The sequence below is a fragment of the Pedococcus sp. P2_D7 genome (assembly GCF_056404295.1).
This window is the reverse complement of record NZ_JBFUEH010000005.1, coordinates 13,546-35,444: the sequence shown is the minus strand read 5'-3', so window position 1 is coordinate 35,444 and position 21,899 is coordinate 13,546. Positions and strand designations below refer to the sequence as shown.

Annotated in this window: 14 protein-coding genes; 4 read left to right on the top strand and 10 right to left on the bottom strand. The window is 72.1% G+C overall.

Going from position 1 to position 21,899, the window contains the following annotated elements; genetic code table 11:
- Positions 1-8: 8 nt before the first annotated feature.
- Both AC1DWJ_RS12615 and AC1DWJ_RS12610 read right to left on the bottom strand, forming a co-directional pair.
- The gene (locus tag AC1DWJ_RS12615; RefSeq protein WP_457252419.1) at positions 9-3,899 is read right to left on the bottom strand and encodes a hypothetical protein; all 3,891 of its coding nucleotides are present in this window, start codon (positions 3,897-3,899) and stop codon (positions 9-11) included.
- Positions 3,899-10,714, bottom strand: coding sequence for a hypothetical protein (locus AC1DWJ_RS12610; RefSeq protein WP_477620940.1), 6,816 nt, complete (start codon positions 10,712-10,714; stop codon positions 3,899-3,901). Before AC1DWJ_RS12610 ends, AC1DWJ_RS12615 begins: the two co-directional genes overlap by 1 nt.
- 407 nt (positions 10,715-11,121) lie before the next feature.
- Here AC1DWJ_RS12610 and AC1DWJ_RS12605 point away from each other — a divergent pair, with 407 nt between their 5' ends.
- On the top strand, positions 11,122-11,244 hold the full coding sequence (locus AC1DWJ_RS12605; protein ID WP_457252421.1) for a hypothetical protein: 123 nt from the start codon (positions 11,122-11,124) through the stop codon (positions 11,242-11,244).
- Positions 11,245-11,267: 23 nt separating this feature from the next.
- Here the strand turns inward: AC1DWJ_RS12605 and AC1DWJ_RS12600 are convergent, their stop codons facing one another.
- From AC1DWJ_RS12600 to AC1DWJ_RS12570, 7 genes are all read right to left on the bottom strand, one after another.
- Complete coding sequence (locus AC1DWJ_RS12600; RefSeq protein ID WP_477620939.1) at positions 11,268-11,684, bottom strand: pilus assembly protein TadG-related protein; 417 nt, start codon at positions 11,682-11,684, stop codon at positions 11,268-11,270.
- Between the two features lie 77 nt (positions 11,685-11,761).
- On the bottom strand, positions 11,762-12,217 hold the full coding sequence (locus tag AC1DWJ_RS12595; RefSeq protein WP_477620938.1) for a TadE/TadG family type IV pilus assembly protein: 456 nt from the start codon (positions 12,215-12,217) through the stop codon (positions 11,762-11,764).
- An 8-nt stretch (positions 12,218-12,225) separates the two neighbouring features.
- Complete coding sequence (locus AC1DWJ_RS12590; RefSeq protein ID WP_477620937.1) at positions 12,226-12,576, bottom strand: TadE family protein; 351 nt, start codon at positions 12,574-12,576, stop codon at positions 12,226-12,228.
- 47 nt (positions 12,577-12,623) lie between these two features.
- The gene (locus AC1DWJ_RS12585) at positions 12,624-12,833 is read right to left on the bottom strand and encodes a hypothetical protein (RefSeq protein WP_457252424.1); all 210 of its coding nucleotides are present in this window, start codon (positions 12,831-12,833) and stop codon (positions 12,624-12,626) included.
- 58 nt (positions 12,834-12,891) lie between these two features.
- The gene (locus AC1DWJ_RS12580; protein ID WP_457252425.1) at positions 12,892-13,824 is read right to left on the bottom strand and encodes a type II secretion system F family protein; all 933 of its coding nucleotides are present in this window, start codon (positions 13,822-13,824) and stop codon (positions 12,892-12,894) included.
- Positions 13,821-14,687: a type II secretion system F family protein gene (locus tag AC1DWJ_RS12575; protein ID WP_477620936.1), complete on the bottom strand. Its 867-nt coding sequence runs from the start codon at positions 14,685-14,687 to the stop codon at positions 13,821-13,823. The genes AC1DWJ_RS12580 and AC1DWJ_RS12575 overlap by 4 nt, the downstream gene beginning before the upstream one ends.
- A gap of 5 nt (positions 14,688-14,692) precedes the next feature.
- Complete coding sequence (locus tag AC1DWJ_RS12570) at positions 14,693-15,916, bottom strand: CpaF family protein (RefSeq protein WP_477620935.1); 1,224 nt, start codon at positions 15,914-15,916, stop codon at positions 14,693-14,695.
- A gap of 153 nt (positions 15,917-16,069) precedes the next feature.
- Here AC1DWJ_RS12570 and AC1DWJ_RS12565 point away from each other — a divergent pair, with 153 nt between their 5' ends.
- Both AC1DWJ_RS12565 and AC1DWJ_RS12560 read left to right on the top strand, forming a co-directional pair.
- Complete coding sequence (locus AC1DWJ_RS12565; protein WP_477620934.1) at positions 16,070-20,389, top strand: FtsK/SpoIIIE domain-containing protein; 4,320 nt, start codon at positions 16,070-16,072, stop codon at positions 20,387-20,389.
- Entirely contained in the window at positions 20,386-20,796 is a 411-nt protein-coding gene (locus tag AC1DWJ_RS12560) for a PPOX class F420-dependent oxidoreductase (protein WP_457252429.1), read from the top strand. The genes AC1DWJ_RS12565 and AC1DWJ_RS12560 overlap by 4 nt, the downstream gene beginning before the upstream one ends.
- A 13-nt stretch (positions 20,797-20,809) precedes the next feature.
- Here AC1DWJ_RS12560 and AC1DWJ_RS12555 read toward each other — a convergent pair whose 3' ends face one another.
- Positions 20,810-21,223 carry a hypothetical protein gene (locus tag AC1DWJ_RS12555; RefSeq protein WP_457252430.1) on the bottom strand — a complete coding sequence of 138 codons (414 nt, stop codon included), beginning with the start codon at positions 21,221-21,223 and terminating at the stop codon, positions 20,810-20,812.
- Between the two features lie 412 nt (positions 21,224-21,635).
- Here AC1DWJ_RS12555 and AC1DWJ_RS12550 point away from each other — a divergent pair, with 412 nt between their 5' ends.
- A complete protein-coding gene (locus AC1DWJ_RS12550) occupies positions 21,636-21,884 on the top strand; it encodes a WhiB family transcriptional regulator (protein WP_056922793.1) in 249 nt (82 codons plus the stop codon).
- The last annotated feature ends 15 nt before the right edge of the window (positions 21,885-21,899 follow it).

Below are 21,899 nucleotides of genomic sequence, written 5' to 3'. Positions count from 1 at the left end.
GTTCGGCGTCAGTCGGTGTGGACGGCCGTGACCCGCTGGCCGTCCGGCGAGATGATCGAGACGCTGATCCGCAGTGGCCCCGCGAGCGGGATGAAGGCTTCATAGGGCGGCGGCGGGTTGAGCCCACGGCGCAGCCGGTTGCGGACCACGACGATCTCGGTGGTGCGGGGGAACCCGACGGACGCCAACGGGATCTCGTCGAGGGGGAACGACCCACTGAGGGTGCGCGGCCTCAGCGCGGGGCCGATCGGCGGCCGGAAAGGTTCCCGCGGCAGGAACGGTCCGCCGGGCCGGACCCCGTCGGCGGGGACTCGCCCGGGCGACCGCGCGGGCAGGATCGGGCCGGGCGGGATCGGTCCGGGTTCGACTCCGCCGGGCAGGATCGGACCGGGTCCGCCCGGACCGATCGGCGCCACCGGCGCGATGGGCAGCGGAAGCGGGCCGAGCAGCCGCTGCTGGGCGACGATCTCCATCACGTAGGGCGGCCGACGACGGTAGCTCGCGTCGGTGATGATGCCCACGTGGACGCCTCGACCGGCGATCGCGAAGACGTCGACGATCGAGACCGTCACGTCCGGTGGCGGGGGGACCCAGCCGGGCACGGTCAGCTCGCGGACCACCTCTCGCCCGAAGGGGTCGACGAGCCGCACCCGCACGGCCACCGGGTCGCCGGCGACCGGTCGGGTGAACCACAACGCCAACGGTGAGCGGCCCGTCACCCTGGTCCCCTGCTCGAGCACCGGTGTGGTCGCGGCGGCCGCGGGGGCACTCGTGAGCGGCGTCGTGGGCACGGCCTGGAGCTCGACCGACGCGATGGGCTGGGCACCCGCGTCGCCGTCGAGTCGGTGGACCCCAGCCGGCAGCACGCGGGGTGGAGCCGTCGTGGCGGTCCGCACGACCACGCCGTGGTGGTCGCCGCCCCAGACGTCGGCGGCGAGCGGTTCGAGCTCGGGAGGTCCGGGCGGTACGAGCAGGCCGACCACGTCTGAGGCAGCCGAGGGGAGCCCGCGCTCACCCTTCTGCGGGACGACGTCGACGGGCACCGCGACGGCCCGCAGCAGCCACTGGTCCCAGCGTCCCGGCAGGGTGCCGGTCCAGGTCGCGGAGTAGATCGGCTGACCGAGCACCGGGTCGATGTCGGTCGGCGACGGCACCGTGGTCACGACGGCGTCGGCGAAGGCCGGGCCCATCGTCGAGACCTCGCGGGCGGCCTCCTCGGAGGTGGTCCGGTAGATCCGGAAGCGTTGCACCGCAATGGCGCTCGCGGCATACAGGGTGATGGTGACGGTGCCGTCGACAGCGATGGACGGTCGAGCCAGAGGAGGCGCAGGGCGGCGCAGCCGCGGTGCCATGACCGCCTGGAAGTGCTCGTGGGGGGTGCCGCTCGACGGCCAGGGGCTCTCGATGCCGGTCTTCGTCATCGTGGTGACGATGAAGAGGTGGATGTCGTTGGACCCCTTCGGCAGCGTGACGTCGTGCGAGCGCACCGCCCCGTCGACCTCGACGAGCCGGCGGAACGACGCCCGGCGTTGCGTGGGGGTCATCGCGTCGTACGCGGTGCGCAGGTCGACGAGCCGCTGACCCGGCAGGGTCGAGTCGGGTGGACGGGCCGCCAGTCCGGCCCGCTGGCGCAGGGACGTCTCGTTGACCTCCCAGATGATGCAGGTGCGCACATCGGCTCCGCCGGGCAGCGACCACGCCACCCGCACGTGGCTGCACCCCTGGGCGTCGACCGTGCTCCCGAGCGGCACGCCGGGAAGCGGCGGCGGCGGGAGCGGGAGGACCGGCACGGGGCTCGCGGCGCTGGTGCGCGCGGGGTTCGGGTCCACCGGCGACCACGGGGTGGGGCTCGACCCGACGAGCAGGTGCCGCCGCGCCCACACCTGGACGCCCCACCGGGCGGTGCTCCCGAAGTCGAGGGACGGGACGTCTGCCACCACGGCATACCGGCGTCCGCCGTCGCCCTGGCCCGGACCGGGCGTGACCACCTCGGTGCCGTCGGGGCTGAGGGGTTGCACGGTGCACCCGCTCGGGACGGGCGTGTCCCCGGCGAAGGTGAAGCCGAGGTCGCGACGGAAGCAGCCGGACGGGGTCGGAGCGGCGGGTGACATCCCGACCGGCGGCACGTCGGTCGCCGCTGCCATCGGGAAGTACAACGCGACGATGTCGACCTGGGTGGGGGTGCGCTCGAGCCACTCGACCGCGACCTCGGCCTTGAGGGTGCCCGGGCAGGTGGGGCTCCCGGCGTAGTGGGTGTCGAGGGCGACCGAGATGAGGCGGGTGGGCTGGGGCGCCGGCTCGGTGCCGTCCCACGGCACGTCCTGCCACGGCGACCAGATGCCGTGCACGTCGCTCACCGCGACTGCATAGCCGACATGCCGCCCGGCGCTGCCGATCACGATCTCCTGGCCGCCGTCGACGAGCGCCACGCGGTTGAACCCGGTGTTGCCCTCGGAGCCGTCAGGGCTGATCAGCAGGGGTCGGTCTCCCCCGGCGTCCCGCTTGGGCAGCAGCGACTGGGCGGGACCGGCGGTCCCGAGCTCGTACCGCGCCAGGGCCGACTCGGTGACCGGGGAGGCGGCGGCGTTCTTGGGCACGCGGTCCCAGGTGAGCCGGATCGACTCGCGCCAGGGCGCGTCGGGGGTGATGGGGCCGACCAGACCGGCCCGCTCGGACAGCAGAGCCGTCGGCGTCGGCACCACGAGGTGCGGCTCCGGTGCCGGGGCGTAGGCCGCGAACTCGGCACCCCCGCGGTCCGGAGGCGCGAGTCGCGAGTACTTCCCGGTGACGAGGAAGTCGCAGTGACCCACGGCGACCTGGAGGTCGTCGAGGCGCTCCATCGTGTACGACGCCCCGAACCCGGTGGCGAGGTTGAGGAACGGGTCGCTCAGCGCCGGGAGCATGAGCATCGGCCACGGTCCGGTGTCGGCCTGGGTGGTGAGCGACGACATCTTGCCGTCCTGCTGCGGCGGGTCGACCGCGCGCGGGCTGGTGACGGCGAACTGCTGGTACTCGCGCACCGACAGGTCGTACATCGGCGGCAGCTCGGGGAACAGGTCGCGCCGCACCTCCGCGACGAGCAGCTTGGGGTCGGGCGCGGCCCACGGCGGGGCGATCCGGCCGGCCTGGGTGACCGGCCCCCAACCGATCGGCGGCCCACCACGCAGGAGGCGGTGCACCGCGGCGTCGACCGGCGACATCGGGGTCGCGACCGGCCCCTGGTCGCTGGTGTCGTACTCGAACCCCGCCGCCGGCTGGTCGACGGGCAGGCCCACGACCTCGAGCGGCTTCCAGTTCGGGTCGTCGACGATGTCGGCCAGCGGCTGGATCGCGACGCTGATGTCGGTGCCGTTCCAGACCTTGGCGTAGGTCGCGCCCGAGGTCCGGACGGTGATGCTCAGCGGGTCGGCGTTGACCGGCTGGACCGACCCGGCCGCGACCGCGTAGTCGGCGTCCTCCCCGGTGCGGAAGAGGTAGACCGCCACGGGCGACGAGGGGTCCAGCGGCCGACACGTGACCCGCACGCACCCGGCCTCGACCGGACCCCAGGTGACGAACGGGATGCTGTCGCCGGAGACCGAGACCCGCGCCCGCTTGGGTGAGTCCTTCGGACTGCGGGTCCAGACCGTGAACGGCCCGCGCGGCACCCCGAGCGCCGGGCCACACGCCCAGCTGAGGTGGATGTCGAGCGAGCGCAGCTTGAGCTGGCGGTCGTCGAAGACGGGTGCGAGGGCAGCGCGCGGCGCGACGTGGGTGAGGGCATGCGTCCCGAACGCGCCTGCGTCCGCCACCCCGATGTCGAACTGGCGAAGCAGCTCCCGCTGGCGCGCGGCGAGGGTGGCCCAGGGCAGCCGGACGGCCTTGGCGCGGAACCGCGACGAGTCTGACCTGCGTGCCATCAGAGCTCCTCCTCCCAGGGTGCGCGCTGCAGGGGGACGTCCACGGCCACGGCCCGCGACTCGGCGCTCCCCGCGAGGGCGTCGGCGGCGACGACGAGGTCGAGGGCGGCGCGGGTGCCGCGAGCTCCGGGGGCGAGGAGGACGACCGCGCGTCCCAGGCCGGGCCCGCGGATGATTCGAGTGATCCCGGCGGCCGGGAGCGAGCCGGCAGGCGCCGGGCCCGTGCTGGGCTTGAGCGACAGCCAGTCGGTCATCCGCGCGGCCCACCAGTGGTGCGTCGGGTCGACGGAGTCGATCGGGCCCTGCACCTGAGTGGGCATGAGCCGCGACCGCCACAACGTCTCGCTGCACTCGACGACCAGTGCCAGGGGTGTGGGCGTGGCGTCGGTCGACCAGAGCACCTGCACCATCGGCGCCCCGGGCGTCTGCGGCGTGGTGAGGCCGGCGGCCTGGAAGGCCGCGTCGAGCTGGTCACCGGTGGGCGCGTCAGGCAGCGCCGCGAGCGGTCCGATGGCCGGCACGACGGTATGCCGCCAGCGCGCCTCGCGGAGCAGGCTCGCCAGCTGCGCGACGGTGCCGAAAGCACTGGTGGTGAAGCCGATCCGGTGCACAAGGCCACGGGCACTGGCGGCCGAGCCCTTCGGCACCGCATGGATGTCGATGAGGTAGTCGGTGAGCGGTTCGAAGTCGTAGGGCAGCTCGAGCACGTCGTGCCGCACCCGCTCGCCGCTGATGTCGATGCAGCGCTGGCCGTCGCCGAGGACCTCGAGCACCGCTTCCTCCCACGGCGTCGAGACGGCCAGGCCCTTGAGCTTCTTGAGGTGGATGCCGTCGGCCACCAGCGGCACGGTGAAGCCGGTGCCGGGGGCCCCACCACCGGGAGGCGCGGGGTGCTTGCCCGACGCAGCCAGGACGATGACCCGCAGCTCCTTGTCGTAGGCGTCGAAGAGTGCGGCGACGTTCTGCGTGGCGAGGGCGATCCGGATCGGCTCGGCACACAGGACACCGACGTCGTCCATGCCGGGCGCGGACGCGAGCAGCCACGGCGACAGGTCCTTCGGCGACTTGTCGGCACCGTCGGCGGTGAACCGGTAGCTGTCGGTGTGCCCGCCGTCCCACGACGGTGCGGAGGTCGGCTCGGCGTCCTGCTTGACCGAGGCAGCCCGCCAGTTGACGGCCACCGTGTAGGCGCGGCCCGGGACGAGCAACGCGTGGTCGTCGGGGTCCTGGGTGAGGGCGGTGGAGATGGCCTCCTGCTCACTGGTGACGACCGAGGTGTCCCACGACCAGCGGGTGGCTTCGCTGGTGAGGATGCCGGTCATGGCGACGAGGTAGAACGCCGGTGGCTGTTGGTCCTTCGGGAAACGCGTTGCGTCCCAGCCGATTTCGACCGTCGCGACATCTTGGAGATCCCGGGAGTGCACCAACAGCAGGGTGTGGGGCCAGGTGGCACGGGAGGCGACGCGCGCGGCGGCCTGGCCGGCGCGGCATACCGGGTCGAACCACGGACCGTCCCCGTCGACCCACGCGGCGGGCAGCGGGTTGTCCCCGTCGAGGCGGTCGTCGGAGTCGAGGGCACGCTGGTCGAGGACGTTGCCCTTCTCGTCGAGCCACCGCACGACGAGCCGCTGCATGAAGACTTCCTCGGGCACGAGCAGCAGCATCGTGAGGTCGCCCGCGCCGCCGTCGGGGCGTATCCGCACGGTGTCGCGCAGGTCGCTCGGCGTGAACTTGAGGCGGTCCCAGGCGCGCTTGACGCGATCCATGTCCTCCTCGGTGCCCATCGGTGCCGGTTGGTCGGAGTCGCGCACCGGCGAGCGGAGGATGCGACCTTCGCAGCCGAGCCCGGTCGACGCGGCCGCAGGCGTGACGGCGAGGACCGCGCTGGCCGCGGTCGCCGCGTGGTTGAGCTGCGGGTCCCAGCCCTGCGCGAGCCGCACCGCCTGCACGTCGCCGAGGCTGGCCCCGCTCGCCAGCGCCTGTGCGACTTCGCCCAGCGCGCTGTCGTCGTTCCCCGTGGCGCGGGTCGACCAGGCCGAGCCGGCCGTGGCGACCCACGCCTTGAGGGGGTTGGGCACGTCGCGCCCACGGCGGGGCGTGCAGCAGCGGACCGAGTCGCCGAGCACCACGGCGGGCGTCGTCCCCTGGAGGATGTCGATGGCCGGGTCGCCGGAGCGCCATGCCTCGGTGACGTCGCACTCGCCGTGAACCGGCCGGGTGCGCAGGGTGTCGGGCGGGTCTGGCCACGGGATGCCGTCGAGGTCCCAGCCGACGCTGCTCGGCCCGGGTGGCTTGCCGTCGAACGTCCAGAGCACCGGCGCGGGCGGAGCGGCCGGGTTGCAGACCGTCCCCCAGCGGTCGGTGACGCTGGTGGTGAGGGCCTCGCCGTAGGGCAGCGCGCGGCTGAACGGCGTGGGCAGCCAGTTGAGGAGGGCGAGCGCGGGGCCGGACGACGGGTCGGCGGGTGAGGTCTGCTTCCACCACGAGCTCGGGGTCTTGCCGGCCGGGGGCGCGGGCTGGAGGTCGCCGGTGAGAGTCACCGCGGTGATCTCGTAGGTCCACCAGCGGTCGCCGAGGCGGACCCACGGCCGTGCCCCGCTGTTACCGAGTGGGGTGCCGCCCATGACCTGGCCGCCGACGCTGGGGGCGGCGTTGAAGAGCACGACGGGGATGGCGTCCAGCGGCACCGAGGGGGGTGTGCCGCTGGCGCCGGTCCGCAGGGCGTCGGCGAGCTTGCCGTCGATGGCGCGCTCGGCCCCGGTGCCCTCGACGAGAGCCGGCGAGCGCGACACCAGGCTGACGCCGGCGACGAGGGGCGGAGGGGTGAGGGTCTCCGAGGGCTGGTTGCCGATCGTGAGCGAGACACAACCCTTGACTGAGAAGAAGAAGAAGTCGACCTCGCCACAGACCTCGCCGTGGACGTAGGTGATGTCGGGGCTGCTCGGCGTCGTCCGACCGACGAGGACGTCGAGCTCGGCGCTGGCCCCGATGCTGATGATGAAGAGCCGCAGCTCGCCGCGCACGTAGATCTTGCCGGCCAGGAAGAACGGGTCGAAGCCGAGGATCGCGTCGAAGCCACCGGCGACCTCGAGGTAGAGCCCGATGCTCTTGCTGCCCATGAGCACGCAGCTGATGTGGAAGCCGGTGGCGATGGCCATGCCGCCGGTGACCGGTGGGAGCACGGGGATGGTGATGCCGTTGCCGTGCACCATGAGGTAGCCACTGCCCTTGATGACGTCGAGCACCTCGATGGTCACCCGGTCGTCGTAGGACCCCAGGTCGACCAGCCAGTTCTGGGGGTTGCGGGTGTCGAAGAACGCGGTGACCGGCACCCGGATCTTCAGCAGCTTCTGGATCTCGTATGCCGCGACGATGCCGAGCGTGATCGTGCCCCGGCCGAAGTCGATGTCGAGGACGGCGAGGAAGGTCGCGCTCTGGCTGGCGTCCTTGAGCACCGGGGGCAGCTTGAGGACGTCGGCCTTCATCACCAGCAGGAGCCGCGGACCGGGCACCTCGATGAGGATGATGCCCTTGAGGTGGACCACGAACCCGCCGTCGACGGTGCCGAGCAGCATGCCCGCAGCGAAGGCGTACGAGCCAGCCGTGTGGGTCCACCCGTCGGGGTGCATGACGTGACCGCGCTGGAGCTGCGCCTGGAGCCAGTCAAGGGAGGGGACGGGCCTTGAGGCGTAAGGTGACTCGTCACGCGCGTAGTTGATGCCGACGCCGCCCAGGAATCCGTAGATGCCCAGCCCGGAGTTGCCGAGCAGGAGCGGCACGGGCAGCTCGACCTCGGCCCCGATGAGCACGCCGGTCACGCCGTTCTTGGTCTCGACCGCGAGCACCGCACTGGCGCGCAGGTTGATCGGCGTGACGGTGAGGTCGAAGTAGCCCTTGAACCCGAACGGCGTGAACTCCAGCGACCCCTTGCCGTGCAGGACGCCCGGCACCTCCAGCGAGGCGGCCAGCTTGGTGAGGGTGATCTCGAACGGCCCGTCGAGCCGGGCCCTGACGCGGACGGTGTCGACGGTGACGATGCCCAGGTCGAGCCCGAGGCCGACCTCGACCTCCATGTAGGTGGGGTTGTCGCGGCTGACCCGGAAGCCCAGCACCCGCAGCAGCTCGTCAAGCGGTGGGCTGGCGCTGAGGGCACCGGCCGGGATGTCGAGGCTGTATCCCTTGCTGGGGTCGAAGACCGGGATCGGCAGGTAGTCGAGGTGGCCGGGGTGCGCCGGATCGGGCGCGGTGTTCCACGACGACCGCACCCCGATCGCCTTGTACCGCGTGGTGACTGGGTGCGCCGGGTTCACCTTGACGATACCGAGGTCGAAGGTGAACGTGACCTCGATGTCGAGCAGCACGCTCACCGAGGTGCCACGCGGGTCGACGGTGGCCGAGCCGTCGGGGGCGATGATGCCCTGGCTGACGACGAGCTCGCCCCCGCGCAGGATCAGCTTCTGGGTGTTGATCAGGCTGCTCGCGCCGAGGGCGATGCTGCCGATCGAGACCAGCGCCCCGGCCGCGGGTGACAGCTCGGCCGCAGCGGAGCTGAGCGGCGCGAGGACGCTCAGCGCCCCGAGCACGTTGAGGGCGTTGGGGTTGGAGTGCGCCAGGTCCATCTGGGCGAGCCCGTCGAGGTCGGCCTCGGCTGCGCGGAACTCCGCACTCACCAGCCACGACTCGCGGTCCTCGGCGATCCGCAGTCGCACGAGGAAGGTGCAGATGCCGTCGGAGGGGTTGCGGGGGCCGGTGCGCAGCGCGGGTTGGGAGTGTTGGCGCAGGGCGGTCTCGGCCGCCGTCTCGATGTCGAACTCGCCGTAGACCTCTGCCCTGATGAAGGTGCTCCGGAGCAGCTCGACCCGGACCCCGATCTTGCGGAAGCAGTCGGGGCGGCCACCGGTCGGCGGCGTACGGTCCACCTCGCGGGCCGGTGGCCGCACGACTCTCTCCACTCGGGCGGTGATGGTCTCCTGGCCGTTGCCGGCAGTGGTCGCGCGAGCCCGCCACCAGGCGCCGCTGCCGGCGGCTGGTGGCGGGGTGGTTCCCTCCGCCGAAGTCGTCTGGGCCTTGGCCTGGGTGAAGCCGTCGGCCGCACCCGCCGTGACGTTGGTGAATCCCTGGTGCAGCAACAGCTCGACGAGCACGTCACGGCGGCGCTCGCTGAGCAGTCGGTTGTAGGTCGCGTCGCTCGAGGAGTCGTGCTGCGGCCCCTCCCACGAGGCATATCCCTTGACGGTCAGCGCGGTCGCCGCGCCGATCTCGGTCACGACCTGCGGGGTGATCGCGGCGAGGAGGGCGCCCCCAGTGGGCGCGGCGCCCTGGGCCGGTGCGCGCGCGGTGCCGACGTTGTCGGAGTTGGTGGCGAAGAGGTGCACCGGCGTGGCCGGGCGGCCACAGACGGCGCAGTTGTTGGGGGCACCCGTGCTGGTGTTGAACGGGTCCGGCTTCGCGAACCGGAAGAAGGCGTCGACCGCCTGCGGCTGGGTGGGCGGCAGGGTGGCCGTGACGTCGACCCGCGCCCCCGCGGCGACCGGCACGTCCGCCTCCACCGATGGGCCGGCCCCTCCACCGGCCCAGGTCCAGTTCGCGGCCACCGGTGGGTCGGTCGTGAGCTTCACGTGGGTGGCAGTCTCCGACACCCTGCGTATGGCGTGTGGCCGGCTGTTCGTCGGCGTGACCGTGACGGTCGACGAGCCTGCGCCGGTGGCCCCGAGCGCGCTGCGGCGGACCACGGTGAAGGTGCGGGTGGTCGGGGGGCCCGTGCCCGGGGTGGCGGTGACGGTGATGCTGAGGTTGCCGCTCGACGGGACGGTGAGCTCGACCCGGTCGTCCGCCGTGACGACGCCGTCGACGCTGATGCTGATCGTGATGGGCGCCAAGCCACCGGCCGTGTCCACGAAGAGGGTCGCGTGCTCCGGCAGCTCGGCCGCGCCGGTGCCCGGGTCGCCGATCCACTCCCCCGAGGCGGTCCGGAAGCTCACCGTGATGACCGGCGCCGAGCCTCGGTTGACCACCTCGGCCTCGAAGATGCCGGTGACGCCCGCGTGGACCCCCAGACCGATCCAGAGGCTGCGCACGCCCGCGCTGACCGCAAGGCCAGTGAGGCCGGTCGGGGCGACGAAGAGCCGCGCCTCCGGAAGGTAGAAACCCTGCCAGTCGGCGGGCATCGAGCGGGCTTCGGCCGGGACGGCAGGGACGTTGGGGCCAGCCGTGCCCGACAGGTCGAGGACGGCGGTGCGGAAGGCGAAACCGACGACGTCAGAGGGGCCGACGAGGGCGTAGGGCGGGTTCATCGAGATGAACTCGTAGATGTGGTCGACCGGGGTGCCACCGGTCTCGGCCGACAGCAGCTCGACGCCGACGGACTGACCGGCGAGCTGCTTGGCGCGGATCCTCAGTGACGGCAGCGTGAACGTGACGGGGAGGCCGTTGGCGCGCAGCTGGCCCTGGCCGTCGAGGTCGGCGCCGCGCAGGAACGGCAGCCGCACCAGCACGATCGGCACGGTCAGCGTGACCCGCCAGCCGCCGTCACCGACCCCGCCGGTCTGGTGGAGCCCGAGCTGCACGCTGACGCTCGGGTCGGGGAACTCGATGGGGGTCGTCGAGGTGGTGCCGCCGTTGCCGAAGCCGCCCGAGCCCGGGTCGAGGGTGATCGGGGTCGGCCAGGTGCCGGTGGCCGTGTAGACGTGCCAGGTGCCGTCCTCGTCGGTCTGCAGGCCGTCGTCGGTGCCGGTCAGGCCCTGCAGGAGGGGCCGCACCTGGTCGAGGGCACCGGAGTTCTGCGCGCCGGCCGGCAGGTCGGTCCACAGCGACACAGCACACCTCCCCGGGGGCGGCGCGAACCTCAGGAGGACGGCACGTGCGGGTGCCGCCCGGGTGCGAAGCTGGCTGCGGGTCCCCTCGTAGCCACTCCAAGCGAATGCAAGCCAGTGATGCTCTATGCAGGTAACCAGTGGCGAGACGCGACGGTCAACGACCTGTCACAGAGCCGCCATCCCCGACGACGCAAACCTCGACAATCACGGCACCACGGCGGCGCGGCGAGCAGGTGTCGAAAATCGTCATCGCGCAACGGTCTTCGCCGCCAGTGCCCGACATCTGACGTTGTGTCCCGATACGGTCCGTCGGCCTTTCGTCCCGCGCCTCTCAGCTTTTTGGTGGACTTTCGGTGTCCGGCAGCGGGGTGACGCGTGTCGCCTTCTGGCGCCGTTAATCTTCCTGCATGCGCAACCCCAGCCACCAGAACGACGACGCCCGGACCCTCTCAGAGGTCGAGCGCGCGGAGCTCATCCAGCTGCTCCGCGGTGGCTCCTGGCGCGTCCTCGGCGGCGCCTCGCACGACTGAGGCCCCGCGCGCAAAGCACCCGGCTAGCCGAGGTCGGCTCGCGCCCGCGACTCCACGGTGATGGTGACCGAGCCGCCCACTGACTCGAGCAGCCCTCCGACCAGCGGCACCCTGGCCTCACCCGAGATCCGCACCACGGCGGTCTCGCCGTCAGGGCTCCCCGTGCCGCCAACCACCTGCCAGCCCAGCAGGCTCTCGGGTCGCGGTCTCTGCGCGAGGTAGTCGACGGCGGTGCGGCGAACAGTGGTGTCGCTGAGCGCGACCGCCCCGCCCAGGCCCTGGTGGTAGGCGCCCACGTCGAGCGAGTCGGCGGCATCGAGGGCCGCCCCGTCGGCCGCATCGAGGAGACGCATCCGCGACAGCTGGATGGAGGTCACCGCCACCGTCCCCACGATGAGCAGGATCGCGACGACGCTGAACCCCAGGACGAGCAGGGACACCTGGCCGGACTCGGATCTCGCTGCACGGCACCGGAGGGCTGGACCGGTCCGCCACGGTCGAGCGGCGGCTCCCCACCTCACGGCTCGTCCCGAAAGCGGTCGACCACCGCGACGTGGCTCGCGGTGATCGGCACCTCGAGCGGCACCACCCGGCGGGCGAACGACGGGACGAGCGGCAGCGGGACCACGACCGTCGTGGTCACCTCCACCCGTCCTTCCGGTCGCAGGCAGGGGGTCCCGTCGCAGGCCATCGCCAGGCGCAGGTCGTCGGCACCGAATCCCTGGTCCTCGAACGCCACCCGTGCTGCAGCGTGGGCCCGCTCCCCCGCCGAGGCCTCGTCATGGGCAGTCACATACGCGCGCCCGGCTTCACGCGCCGCGGTCGACGCGGCATACGAGCCGGCCTGGACCCTCGACACGGTCATCACGAGGTAGAACAACGGCACCAGCACCAGCACGGTGAGGAAGACGAACTCGACCACGGCACTGCCGCGCTCGGTCGGCCCGCAGGCCCCGGACACCCTGCCCCGCATCACGGCCCTCACTGCGTCTCCAGGAAGGCACGACCGACGAGGTCGAATCCGTCGTCGGGACCGAGAAGCCCGAAGATGGGCAACGGCGCCCGGACCCGTACCGCCACCACCTGCACGCCACCATCGACCGTCACCTCGGCGGACACGTCGTCGGCGAACCGCGACGACAGCGATGCCGAGATGAGCTCACCGGCCCGGCTAGCCCCTTCCTTCGGGCTGGACCCCGCACGCGCGCCAAGGCGGGCACCTTCGGATGCACACGAGATCAAGGTGTTCCGCACATGGAGGGTCAGCCCCACCTGGAGGACCGCGACGAACAGGACTGACACCAAGGCCGAGACGAGGACGAAGTCAGCCACTGCTGACCCTGCCTCGGCGCGCGGTCTCAGAGGATGCATCTCGACGGTCAGCGGCGGACGCTGTCCAGGGCGTCGGTGAAGAGCGCCTTGAGCTGGTCCTCGGCCACCGCCCACAGCGCCGCCACCAGACCAGCGGTCATCAGGGTGATCAGCACCCACCCGGGGACGTCACCGCGTTCGCCTCGGGCGTTGGCCTGACGGGCGGCTCGGGCCAGCGCGAGCTGGGACCGCACCAGGGTTCGGTGGAGCTGGGTCATGGTGTTCCTCTCGGGTGCTGCACAAGGGTCATCGGGGGTCATCGGGGGTCATCGGGGGTCAGATCTGGAACCGCAGAAAGGCGAAACCCGGGAAGACTGCGAAGAGGACGGTGATCGGGAGCACGAGGAAGACGACCGGCACCATCATCGCGATCTCCTTCTTGCCCCCGGCCTCCATCACCGCTCGCCGTCCGTCCTCCCGCACGTCCTGGGCTTGCGCGCGCAGGACCTCCGCGAGGGGGGTGCCGCGCTCGACCGCGATCACCATGCCGTCCACGAACCTCGAGAGGCTCACCAGCCCGGTCCGGTCGCCGAGGCCTTGCAGGGCGGTCGGCAGTGGAGCTCCCGCCCGCGCGTCGGCGAGACACCGCCTGAGCTCAGTGGACAGCTCACCCTGGGACAGTCGACACACCCGCTCCAGGGCTCCCACCGCGCCCTCGCCCGCGCCGACCGCGAGGGCCAGGAGCTCGGCGATGGTGGGGAACTCGCTGAGCATCCGTCGCTCGCGGACGGTGGCCTCGTGGCTGAGCCACTGGTCCCGTGCCACCACCCCGGCCCCCATCCCGCAGAAGACGATGAGGAGTGGGCGGACCACCGAGCCACCCTGGCCGAGCCAGACCATGCTTCCGAGGGCGAGGCCGACGCCCATGCCCGCCGCACCCCACACCACCTGCTCAGCCCGGAACCGGTCTACATCCGGTGCCTTGCCGGCGCGGAGCAACCGCCTCGCGACCGAGGACGACCCGCCGAGCGCCGACTCGACGCGGCGCGCCAGGTCCGTGACCACCGGTCGGGCCAGGACGTCGAGGGCGCCGGGACCGCCCACCCGCCTCGCGGCCAGGAGCCGCGAGGGCCGAGGGGCATCGCGCAGGTACGGGAGCAGCCGGTCGTCGAGTGTGGCGCGGCGGTGGGCCGGGAGCCGCACCCAGACCAGGACCAACCCGACCCCGAGGGCCAGCCCCAGGAGCGCGCCGGCCAGCGGCGGGTTCATCGCAGCACCCGCTCGTCCTCGGGCAGCCGCCCCACGAAGAGCATGATCCGGTATGCCGCGACGGAGGCGATCGCGCCCACCACCAGGACCAGCGTGCCCGTCGAGCTCGCGTACGCCTGGATGGACTCCGGACGAGTGCACAGCATGCCGAGCACCACCCAGGGGGCGGCCACCGCGAGCCTGGCCGCGTTCACCGTCCAGCCCTGACGCGCCTCCAGCTCGGATCGGGTGCGGCTGTCCTCGCGCAGGAAGGTCGACAACGTGCGCAGGAGCGTGCCGAGGTCGCTCCCGCCCACCTCCCTCGCGATGCGCAGGGACTCGATCAGCCGGTCACCGACCGGGTCGCTCAGGCTCGCCTTGAGACGGTCGAGGCACTCGTGGAACCGCCCACTGGATCGGTAGTCCTCGGCAAAGACGCGGAAGGCCGGCCGCAACTCCTCGGGTCCGCGAATCGCGAGCTGGCTCAACGCCTCTGGCAACGCCAGCCCTGCTCTCACCCCCGAGATGATGTTGTCGACGGCATCCGGCCACAGCTCGCGCAGGTTGGCCCGACGGCGGCGGGCACGGATCCTCACGAGGGCGACCGGCGCATAGCCGGCCATGGCCGCGAAGGAGAGCGCAACGGGCGCAACTCGGGTCGCGGCATACACGAGCAGGCCGACGAGGCCGAACGCCACCAGGCAGGCGGCCACCAGCCCACGCGGACCCAGCGTCTCGTAGCCGGCCTGGGCGAGCTGGTCACGCACGCGGCCCACCATCGAGACCCGCCGGGCGGCCCTGGGCGTGGCATCGGGCACCCAGCAGGCCCACCACAGGCAGAACAGTCCGCACCCCAGCAGCAGGCCCACGACGATCCCACTCATCGCGATCACTCCGCGGCCAGGAGGGCCGCGACGTCGTAGCCGGCCCGCCGAAAGCGCTCGGCGTGCGGAGGGAAGCCGTCGGCGCGGCGGAGGACGCCCTCACGCTGGGTGAAGATGTCAGCGGTCTCGACCACGTCTCCCTCGACCCGGCCGGGGACCGCCACGACCTCGCGGACCCGGCGGACGCCGTCGTGCTCGAGGGCCGCGTGGACGACGAGGTCGATCGACCCTGCCACCGTGGGGACGACGAACCGGCTACCGACGTTCTCGCCTGCGAGCAGTGGCAACGTGCACATCTTCGTGATGGCTTCGCGGGCGCTGTTCGCATGGATGGTGCACATGCCGGGCAACCCACTGTTGAGCGCGATGAGGAGGTCAAGGCTCTCTCCTTGTCGGACCTCGCCGACGATGATCCGCGACGGGCGCATCCGCAGCGCTTCCTTCACCAGCCGCCGCAGCGGGATCTCACCCGTCCCCTCGAGGCTGGGCTGTCGACACTGCATGGACGCGACGTCACGCAAGGGGATCTTCAGCTCGAAGACCTCCTCACAGGTCACCACGCGCTCCCGGGGTGGGATGGCAGCGCTCAGGCAGTTGAGCAGGGTGGTCTTGCCGGCCTGGGTGCCTCCGGCGACGAGGATGTTCAGGCCGGATGCGACTGCTGCGCCGAGGAATCGGGCCGCGTGGGCGGTCAGGCTCCCCAGGCCCACGAGATCGTCCAGGTGGGCTGCGCGGACCACGAACTTCCGGACGTTGACCGACCAGTGCTTCCTCGTGATGTCGGGGATGACGACGTGCAACCGCGAACCGTCCGGCAGGACGGCGTCGACGAAGGGGCTCGACAGGTCGACCCGGCGACCACTGGTCTTGAGCATCCGCTCGACGAGGTCGCGCACCCCGTCTGCCGTGAGCATGGTGGTGGTGAGCTCGGCGACTCCGCCACGAGCCACGAACACCTTCGACGGCTCGTTGATCCAGATCTCCTCGACGTCTGGGTCGTCGAAGTACTGCTGCAACGGACCGAACCCGGCCACGGCGTCCTTCACCGACTTGACCGCGTCGTCGACGCTAGGCAGGGCCGGGAGACTGCCGTGCAGCGACCGCTCGTCGTAGTCGGCGACCGCGTCACGGACCAGGCGATCGAGCTCCCCGACATCGCGCGCCGGGTCGAGCCCGGAGCGGCGGATGAGCTCCCGGACCTCGGACTCCACGGTCACGAGCGCATCCATGCCGCCCCCTTCACGCTGGCTCGAATCATGTGTTGACCTTGGTTTGACTACGTTTGCGGAATGATAGGGACACTGAACGTTCGGTGAGCTCAGTTGTCCACAGCTGTGGACGATGCAGCCATCGGCCCTTCGCGCTTCCCTAGCGTCGGCTGAATGCGTCTCCAGCTCACCGTGCTGTTGTCGGCAGCCGGCGGCGAACCTCCGACCGCGCCTGCCGAGGTGGAGGTGGAGGCAGCTCCCGGAGCCACGGCCGCTCAGCTGGCCAGCGCCCTCGTCTGCGCGCTCTCCGACGCCGACGGAGCCGCTGAGCCGACCCTCTCGGTGGCGGGCACCGTCGTCGAAGCGGCGGCCGAGGTGGGCAGGGCACCCTTGGTCGACGGCGCTGCCGTCACCCTCGCTCCGGGGCCCGCTCCGCTCCAGCTGCCGTCTCCCATGGACCCACGGACCCCCGTCACGGCGGCGATCACGCACGGCCCGGACGCCGGGCGCACGCTCGAGCTGCCCCCCGGCGTGCACACCCTCGGGCGCGGATCGGAGGCAACGATCGTGATCGATGACGCCCGGATCTCCCGAGTCCACGCCGTGATCACCGTCGACGCCGACTCGATCACGGTCGCCGACACCGGGTCGACGAACGGCACCGAGCTCGACGGAGCGCCGGTCGCTGCCGTTCCCCACCCTGCCCGCATCGGAGCCACCATCCGGGTCGGGGACACCCTGGTCGCGCTGCGAGCCGGAGGCGGGGTGCCGGCTGCCGTGGCTGCCCGTGATGACGGCACGGTGGGAGTCAACCGGCGACCGCGTCTCCTTGGGGCACCCACTGCTCCGTCGATCTCGCTGCCGGCTCCGCCCGTCGCACCCCACGCCAATCGCGTGCCGTGGCTACCCATGCTGCTGCCGTTTCCGATCGCGGGCGTGATGGCGCTGCTCTTCGGTCCGATGATGCTCGCCTTCGCCGTCATGAGCCCAGTTCTCATGGCGGGCAACGTCATCGGCGACCGGCTGACAACCAAGCGCAGGTATGCCGCGGAGCACGCGGCTTACCTGCGTCGCCACCGAGAGGCCGAGGAGCGGGTGCAGGCCGCCTGCCGCGCTGAGGCCGACCTGCTGTCCCGCGCCTTCCCGGATCCGGCGCAGACCCTGGTGGCCGCCACGACCCCGACGGTGCAGGTCTGGCAACGACGGCGCACCGACCCCGACGCGCTGACCGCGAGCGTCGGGTGGTGCAACCAGCCTGCCTCGGTGCGAGTGCTCAGCGGGATGGGCGCCGACACCCCGGAAGCCCCTCTGCTGCAATGGGTTCCGTGCGCCATGCCCCTCGCCGAGCTGGGGGTCACGGGCATCTGTGGTGAGCGTACTGCCGTGATGGGTGTGCTGCGAGCCCTGCTGGGCCAGCTCGTCACCCTGCACTCCCCCCGCGACCTCGAGCTGGTGCTCGTCACGGGGCCTGGGCGCGCAGACCCTGCCTGGTCCTGGCTCGGGCGGCTGCCGCACGTCCGCACCGCCGACGGGCACCCGCGGCCAGAGTGTCTCCTGGCCTTCGAGCGCCCCCACGACGCACTGGCCGACGCCGCACGGGCCGGCGTCGCAGCACTCGCGGCCGTGGTCCGCCAACGGGTCGCCCAACGCGACGGCCTGGCCGAAGCCTGGTCGGGAGCACGGACCCTGGTCGTGCTCGACGGGGCCGCCGCGCAGGCTGCGCTTCCCGACCTCGCGGTCGTGCTCGAGCACGGTCCTTCCGTGGGGATCTGTGTCCTGGCCGTGGCCGACGAGCGGCCCCGACTGCCCTCGGAGTGCCGAGCGGTCCTCGACCTCGACCTCCCCACACCCGTGCTGCACGTGCCCGGCACCGCACCCACCCGCCTCGTGGTGGACCGGGTCGGGCCGTGGTGGGCGGACCGGCTGAGCCGTGGCCTCGCACCACTGCGCGACGCCACGCCCGCGACCGCGGCCGGTTCGCCTCCGGCCGGGCTCGGGCTCCGCGAGCTGCTCGGACTCGACGACACCGAGTCGATGCCCGCGACCATCGCGCGCACCTGGTCGCGGTGTCCGGAGAGCACCTCGGTGCCCATCGGTCACACCGGAGAAGCCGCCTTCCGTGTCGACCTCGCGTCCGACGGCCCGCACGTGCTGGTAGCCGGCACCACGGGCGCCGGCAAGTCCGAGCTCCTGCGCACCCTCGTGGCCTCCCTCGTGGTGCAGCACGGCCCGGAGCACCTGTCGCTCGTGCTCGTCGACTACAAGGGCGGCGCCGCCTTCCGCGAGTGCTCCCCGCTCCCCCACGTCGCTGCCGTGGTCACCGACCTCGACGAGCACCTCGCTGCCCGAGCCCTCACCTCCCTCCGGGCCGAGCTCAAGCGTCGGGAGCAGCTGCTCGCCGATGCCGAGGTCGCGGACTTCCTTTCGTACCAGTCCTCATCTGCCTCCGTCTCGTCTCCCCTGCCCCGGCTGGTCGTCGTCATCGACGAGTTCCGCGCTCTCGCGGAGGAGCTGCCCCAGTTCATCGACGGCATGGTGGCCGTGGCGGCACTCGGGCGGTCCCTGGGCATCCACCTGGTCCTCGCGACCCAACGACCCGCCGGCGTGGTCACGGCGGACATCAGGACGAACATGAACCTACGGATCGGACTGCGACTGCGCGACCGGTCCGACTCGGTCGACGTCATCGACGCCCCGGACGCCGCGGCCCTGGATCCGGGGGCACCCGGGCGGGCGCTCGCGCGGGTGGCAGACGGACCCATCACTGCCTTCCAGACGGCGTTCGCCGGGGCCAGGTCCGTGGTCACGCAGGGACCGCCCGACCGGATACGGGTGAGGCGACTGCCGTGGGGTGCAGCGCCGGCGCCGTGGCCGGAGTCCACGACTCCGCACACCGACACCTCCACGGACCTGTCGGCCGTGGTTGCTGCCGTGTCAGCCGCGGTCGCCCAGACCGGGGCGCGTCGAGCCGCAAGTCCATGGCTCGCACCTCTCCCCGAGCGGATTGAGGCGCAGTCACTTCCGAGGCCCGAGGACGCCATGCGACTCCCGATCGGGCTGGTCGACGAACCTGCCCATCAACGGCAGCGGCCGCTCGAGGTGGCCCTCGACGAGCCCGGGCACTGGGGTTTCGTCGGCGGCCCGGGGAGCGGGCGCACCACGGCCCTGCTCGCGGTGGTCGGCTCGGCGACCCTCACGCACGGTCCGAGCGACCTCCATGTGTATGCCGTCAGCGGCGGTTCGCTGTCGACGGTCCAGTCACTGCCCCATTGCGGAGCGCACGTTTCGATCGACGACCTGCCCCGTCTCACGCGACTGGTAGCCGGGTTGTCGGAGGACTTGGCCGATCGGCGCGAGCGGCTCGCCACCGCCGGTCGCCCGTCGATGGCGCACTGGCGCCGGGCGGACCCGAAGACCGCCCCCGCTCCGGTCGTGCTCCTGGTCGACGACTGGGACCTGCTCGCGCAGCGGGCCGACGACCACGATGGCGGCCAGGTGGTCACGAAGCTGCTGGGCCTGCTGCGCGAGGGTGCCGGACTCGGCCTGACTGGTGCGCTGGCCGGCGACCGGGCTCTCCTCGTCGGGCGGGCCGCCGCGGCCCTGGCCCACCGGGTCCTGCTCCGGATGAACGACCCCACCGACCTGCTCCTCGCAGGGCTGTCGCCGCGATCGGTCCCTACCGAGCAGCCTCCCGGCCGGGGCCTGCTCCTTGACGGCACCGAGGTCCAGATCGCCGTGCCCCCGCGGTGCGCACCGCCGCGCGGGCCGACCGGGACGTCCGTCAACGGCGCCGTCGACAGCGCGCAACGACGTCCATGGCGTGTCGATGCCCTGCCAACCCGCGTGTCCACGCGCTCGCTGCCGCAGCCGACCGATGCGGACGACGTCATCCTGGTGGGGATCGGCGGCGACGTGCTCGCACCCCGAGGGCTGAGTCCCTCTCGCGACCCGCGTCGGTGGGCCGTCATCGGCGGGAGCGGGTCCGGTGTCAGCACGACCCTCGCGACTGTCGCATCGGGGCTGGCGACGAAGGGTCGTCAGCTCTGTGTGGTCGCGACCCCTTCCGCGCCCTGGGCGGTACTCCGCGGGGACTCCCGCATCCTGTGGTGCGACGACCCCGGCCGCGTCGAGGGGCTGGTCGCCCTGAGACGGCGGGCACCCGACCTCGTCGTGGTGGTCGACGACGCCGACCAGCTCCTCGACACACCGCTCGACGCGGCCGTGCGTGAGATCGCCGCCTCGGTCGACCGCGACGGGGGACTCGTCGTGGTCGGAGCGAAGGCCGACGCCGTGTCCGTGCAGTACCGCGGGTTGGCGGTCAGCGTGGCGAAACACCGCACGGGCATCCTGCTCGGACCGTCCAGCGCGACGGCGGCTGACCTGCTCGGCACGCGGGTCCCGGTGGACCGGCTGGCACCGCCGGGGCGTGGCTACCTGGTGCGGTCGGGGGCTGCACTACCGATCCAGGTTGCCTCGACTAGTGTCAGGAGGTGACCCTCCCCCCTGACCTGGCCGCCCTCGGTGACGAGAAGTTCGTCTCCCTCACCACGTTCCGCAAGTCCGGCGCCGCCGTGGAGACCACGGTGTGGATCGGGCGCGACGGCGAATCGCTGATCGTGACGACGCCGAGCGGCAGCGGCAAGGTCAAGCGCCTGCGCAACGACGAGCGCATCGCCCTGCGGCCGTCGAGCCGGCGGGGGAAGGCCGACACCTCGGTGCCGCCGGTCGCCGGCGTGGCCGAGGTCGTCGAGGGCCGGGAGGCGATGTACCGGCTCGACTCGGTGATGGGAGCCAAGTACCCGCTCGAGTACCGCCTCGTCATGGGGATCGAGCGGCTGATCCGCCGCGGCGCACCTCAGCGGGTGATGCTGCGCATCACGGCAGCGGACGAAGCTGCCTGACCCGGCTCACCGCTCACCGCTCAGCGGTGTCTGCCGAATCCTGGTCCCTCGTGTCGGCGCGGATCGCGGCGAGGATGCCGACCAGGGCGATGACGATGACCAGGGCGCCAACCAGCGCACGGTCGCTCTGCACCAGGCTCCAGCCGACCGGGAGCAGCAGGGCGTTCCAGACGGCGGTCGGGGTGCTGGGCCAGTTGTCGCCGCGCACCCAGCCACGGGCCAGCGCCGCGATGCCCACCGCGAAGACCAGGATCAGCAGGGCCGACATCACGACCCGCGTCGCGTCGTCAGAGGAGTCCTGGGTCAGCTCCCACAGGTAGAACCCGACGAACCCCAGCAGCGCCAACGCCTGCAGGGCGCAGATGCCGGCGGCGACGGTACGGAACGGGTCGCGCGGGCGGGACGGGGCGGGGGCCGGACTGGTCACGGCACTCAGGCTAGGCCCGGGCGCGGACGGCGCGCACGCGGCATACCGCGGTCCGCGGGTGAGCCGGAAATGGGCGGACGTGACGCGACACGTCCGACATGTGACCAACACCTCACTGTCACCGGGTCGAAATCTCGTGCTCAGGGTGTCTATTCAGGTCCGGATGCGTCAGGCTGGAACAGAAAGCCGCGGCAACCCGTTGGCAGAAGTGCGTCCACCCCTCCAAACTGAGGTGCGCACGCGTTTCACCCTGTGCGGAAATGGGTCGGCTAGTGTTTGCCGTTCGGCCCTGACCTGCTCAGGCGCACGACCCCCTGCACACCCCCGCAATGACGCGTCCGTGCTGTGAGGTCCGCACCCCAGGGCCACACCGCGCGGATGCGAACCCCCTGCACTACAAGGAGCACCCTTCATGGATTGGCGCGATCGCGCTGCCTGCCTCGACGAGGACCCCGAGCTGTTCTTCCCGATTGGGAACACCGGCCCGGCCATCCTCCAGATCGAGGAGGCCAAGGCCGTCTGCCGGCGCTGCACCGTCGTCGACGTCTGCCTGAAGTGGGCCATCGAGTCCGGTCAGGACGCCGGAGTCTGGGGCGGCATGTCCGAGGACGAGCGCCGCGCCCTCAAGCGCCGCAACGCTCGCGCCCGCCGCGCCGGCTGACCGAGCCCGCTTCGC

What these genes read in the sequence shown, in the direction of transcription:
- AC1DWJ_RS12615 (WP_457252419.1), bottom strand. Translation starts at nt 3,899, where the DNA reads ATGGCACGCAGGTCAGACTCGTCGCGGTTCCGCGCCAAGGCCGTCCGG.
- AC1DWJ_RS12605 (WP_457252421.1), top strand. Translation starts at nt 11,122, where the DNA reads ATGCGCAACCCCAGCCACCAGAACGACGACGCCCGGACCCTCTCAGAG.
- AC1DWJ_RS12595 (WP_477620938.1), bottom strand. Translation starts at nt 12,217, where the DNA reads ATGCGGGGCAGGGTGTCCGGGGCCTGCGGGCCGACCGAGCGCGGCAGT.
- AC1DWJ_RS12585 (WP_457252424.1), bottom strand. Translation starts at nt 12,833, where the DNA reads ATGACCCAGCTCCACCGAACCCTGGTGCGGTCCCAGCTCGCGCTGGCC.
- AC1DWJ_RS12580 (WP_457252425.1), bottom strand. Translation starts at nt 13,824, where the DNA reads ATGAACCCGCCGCTGGCCGGCGCGCTCCTGGGGCTGGCCCTCGGGGTC.
- AC1DWJ_RS12575 (WP_477620936.1), bottom strand. Translation starts at nt 14,687, where the DNA reads ATGAGTGGGATCGTCGTGGGCCTGCTGCTGGGGTGCGGACTGTTCTGC.
- AC1DWJ_RS12570 (WP_477620935.1), bottom strand. Translation starts at nt 15,916, where the DNA reads ATGGATGCGCTCGTGACCGTGGAGTCCGAGGTCCGGGAGCTCATCCGC.
- AC1DWJ_RS12565 (WP_477620934.1), top strand. Translation starts at nt 16,070, where the DNA reads ATGCGTCTCCAGCTCACCGTGCTGTTGTCGGCAGCCGGCGGCGAACCT.
- AC1DWJ_RS12550 (WP_056922793.1), top strand. Translation starts at nt 21,636, where the DNA reads ATGGATTGGCGCGATCGCGCTGCCTGCCTCGACGAGGACCCCGAGCTG.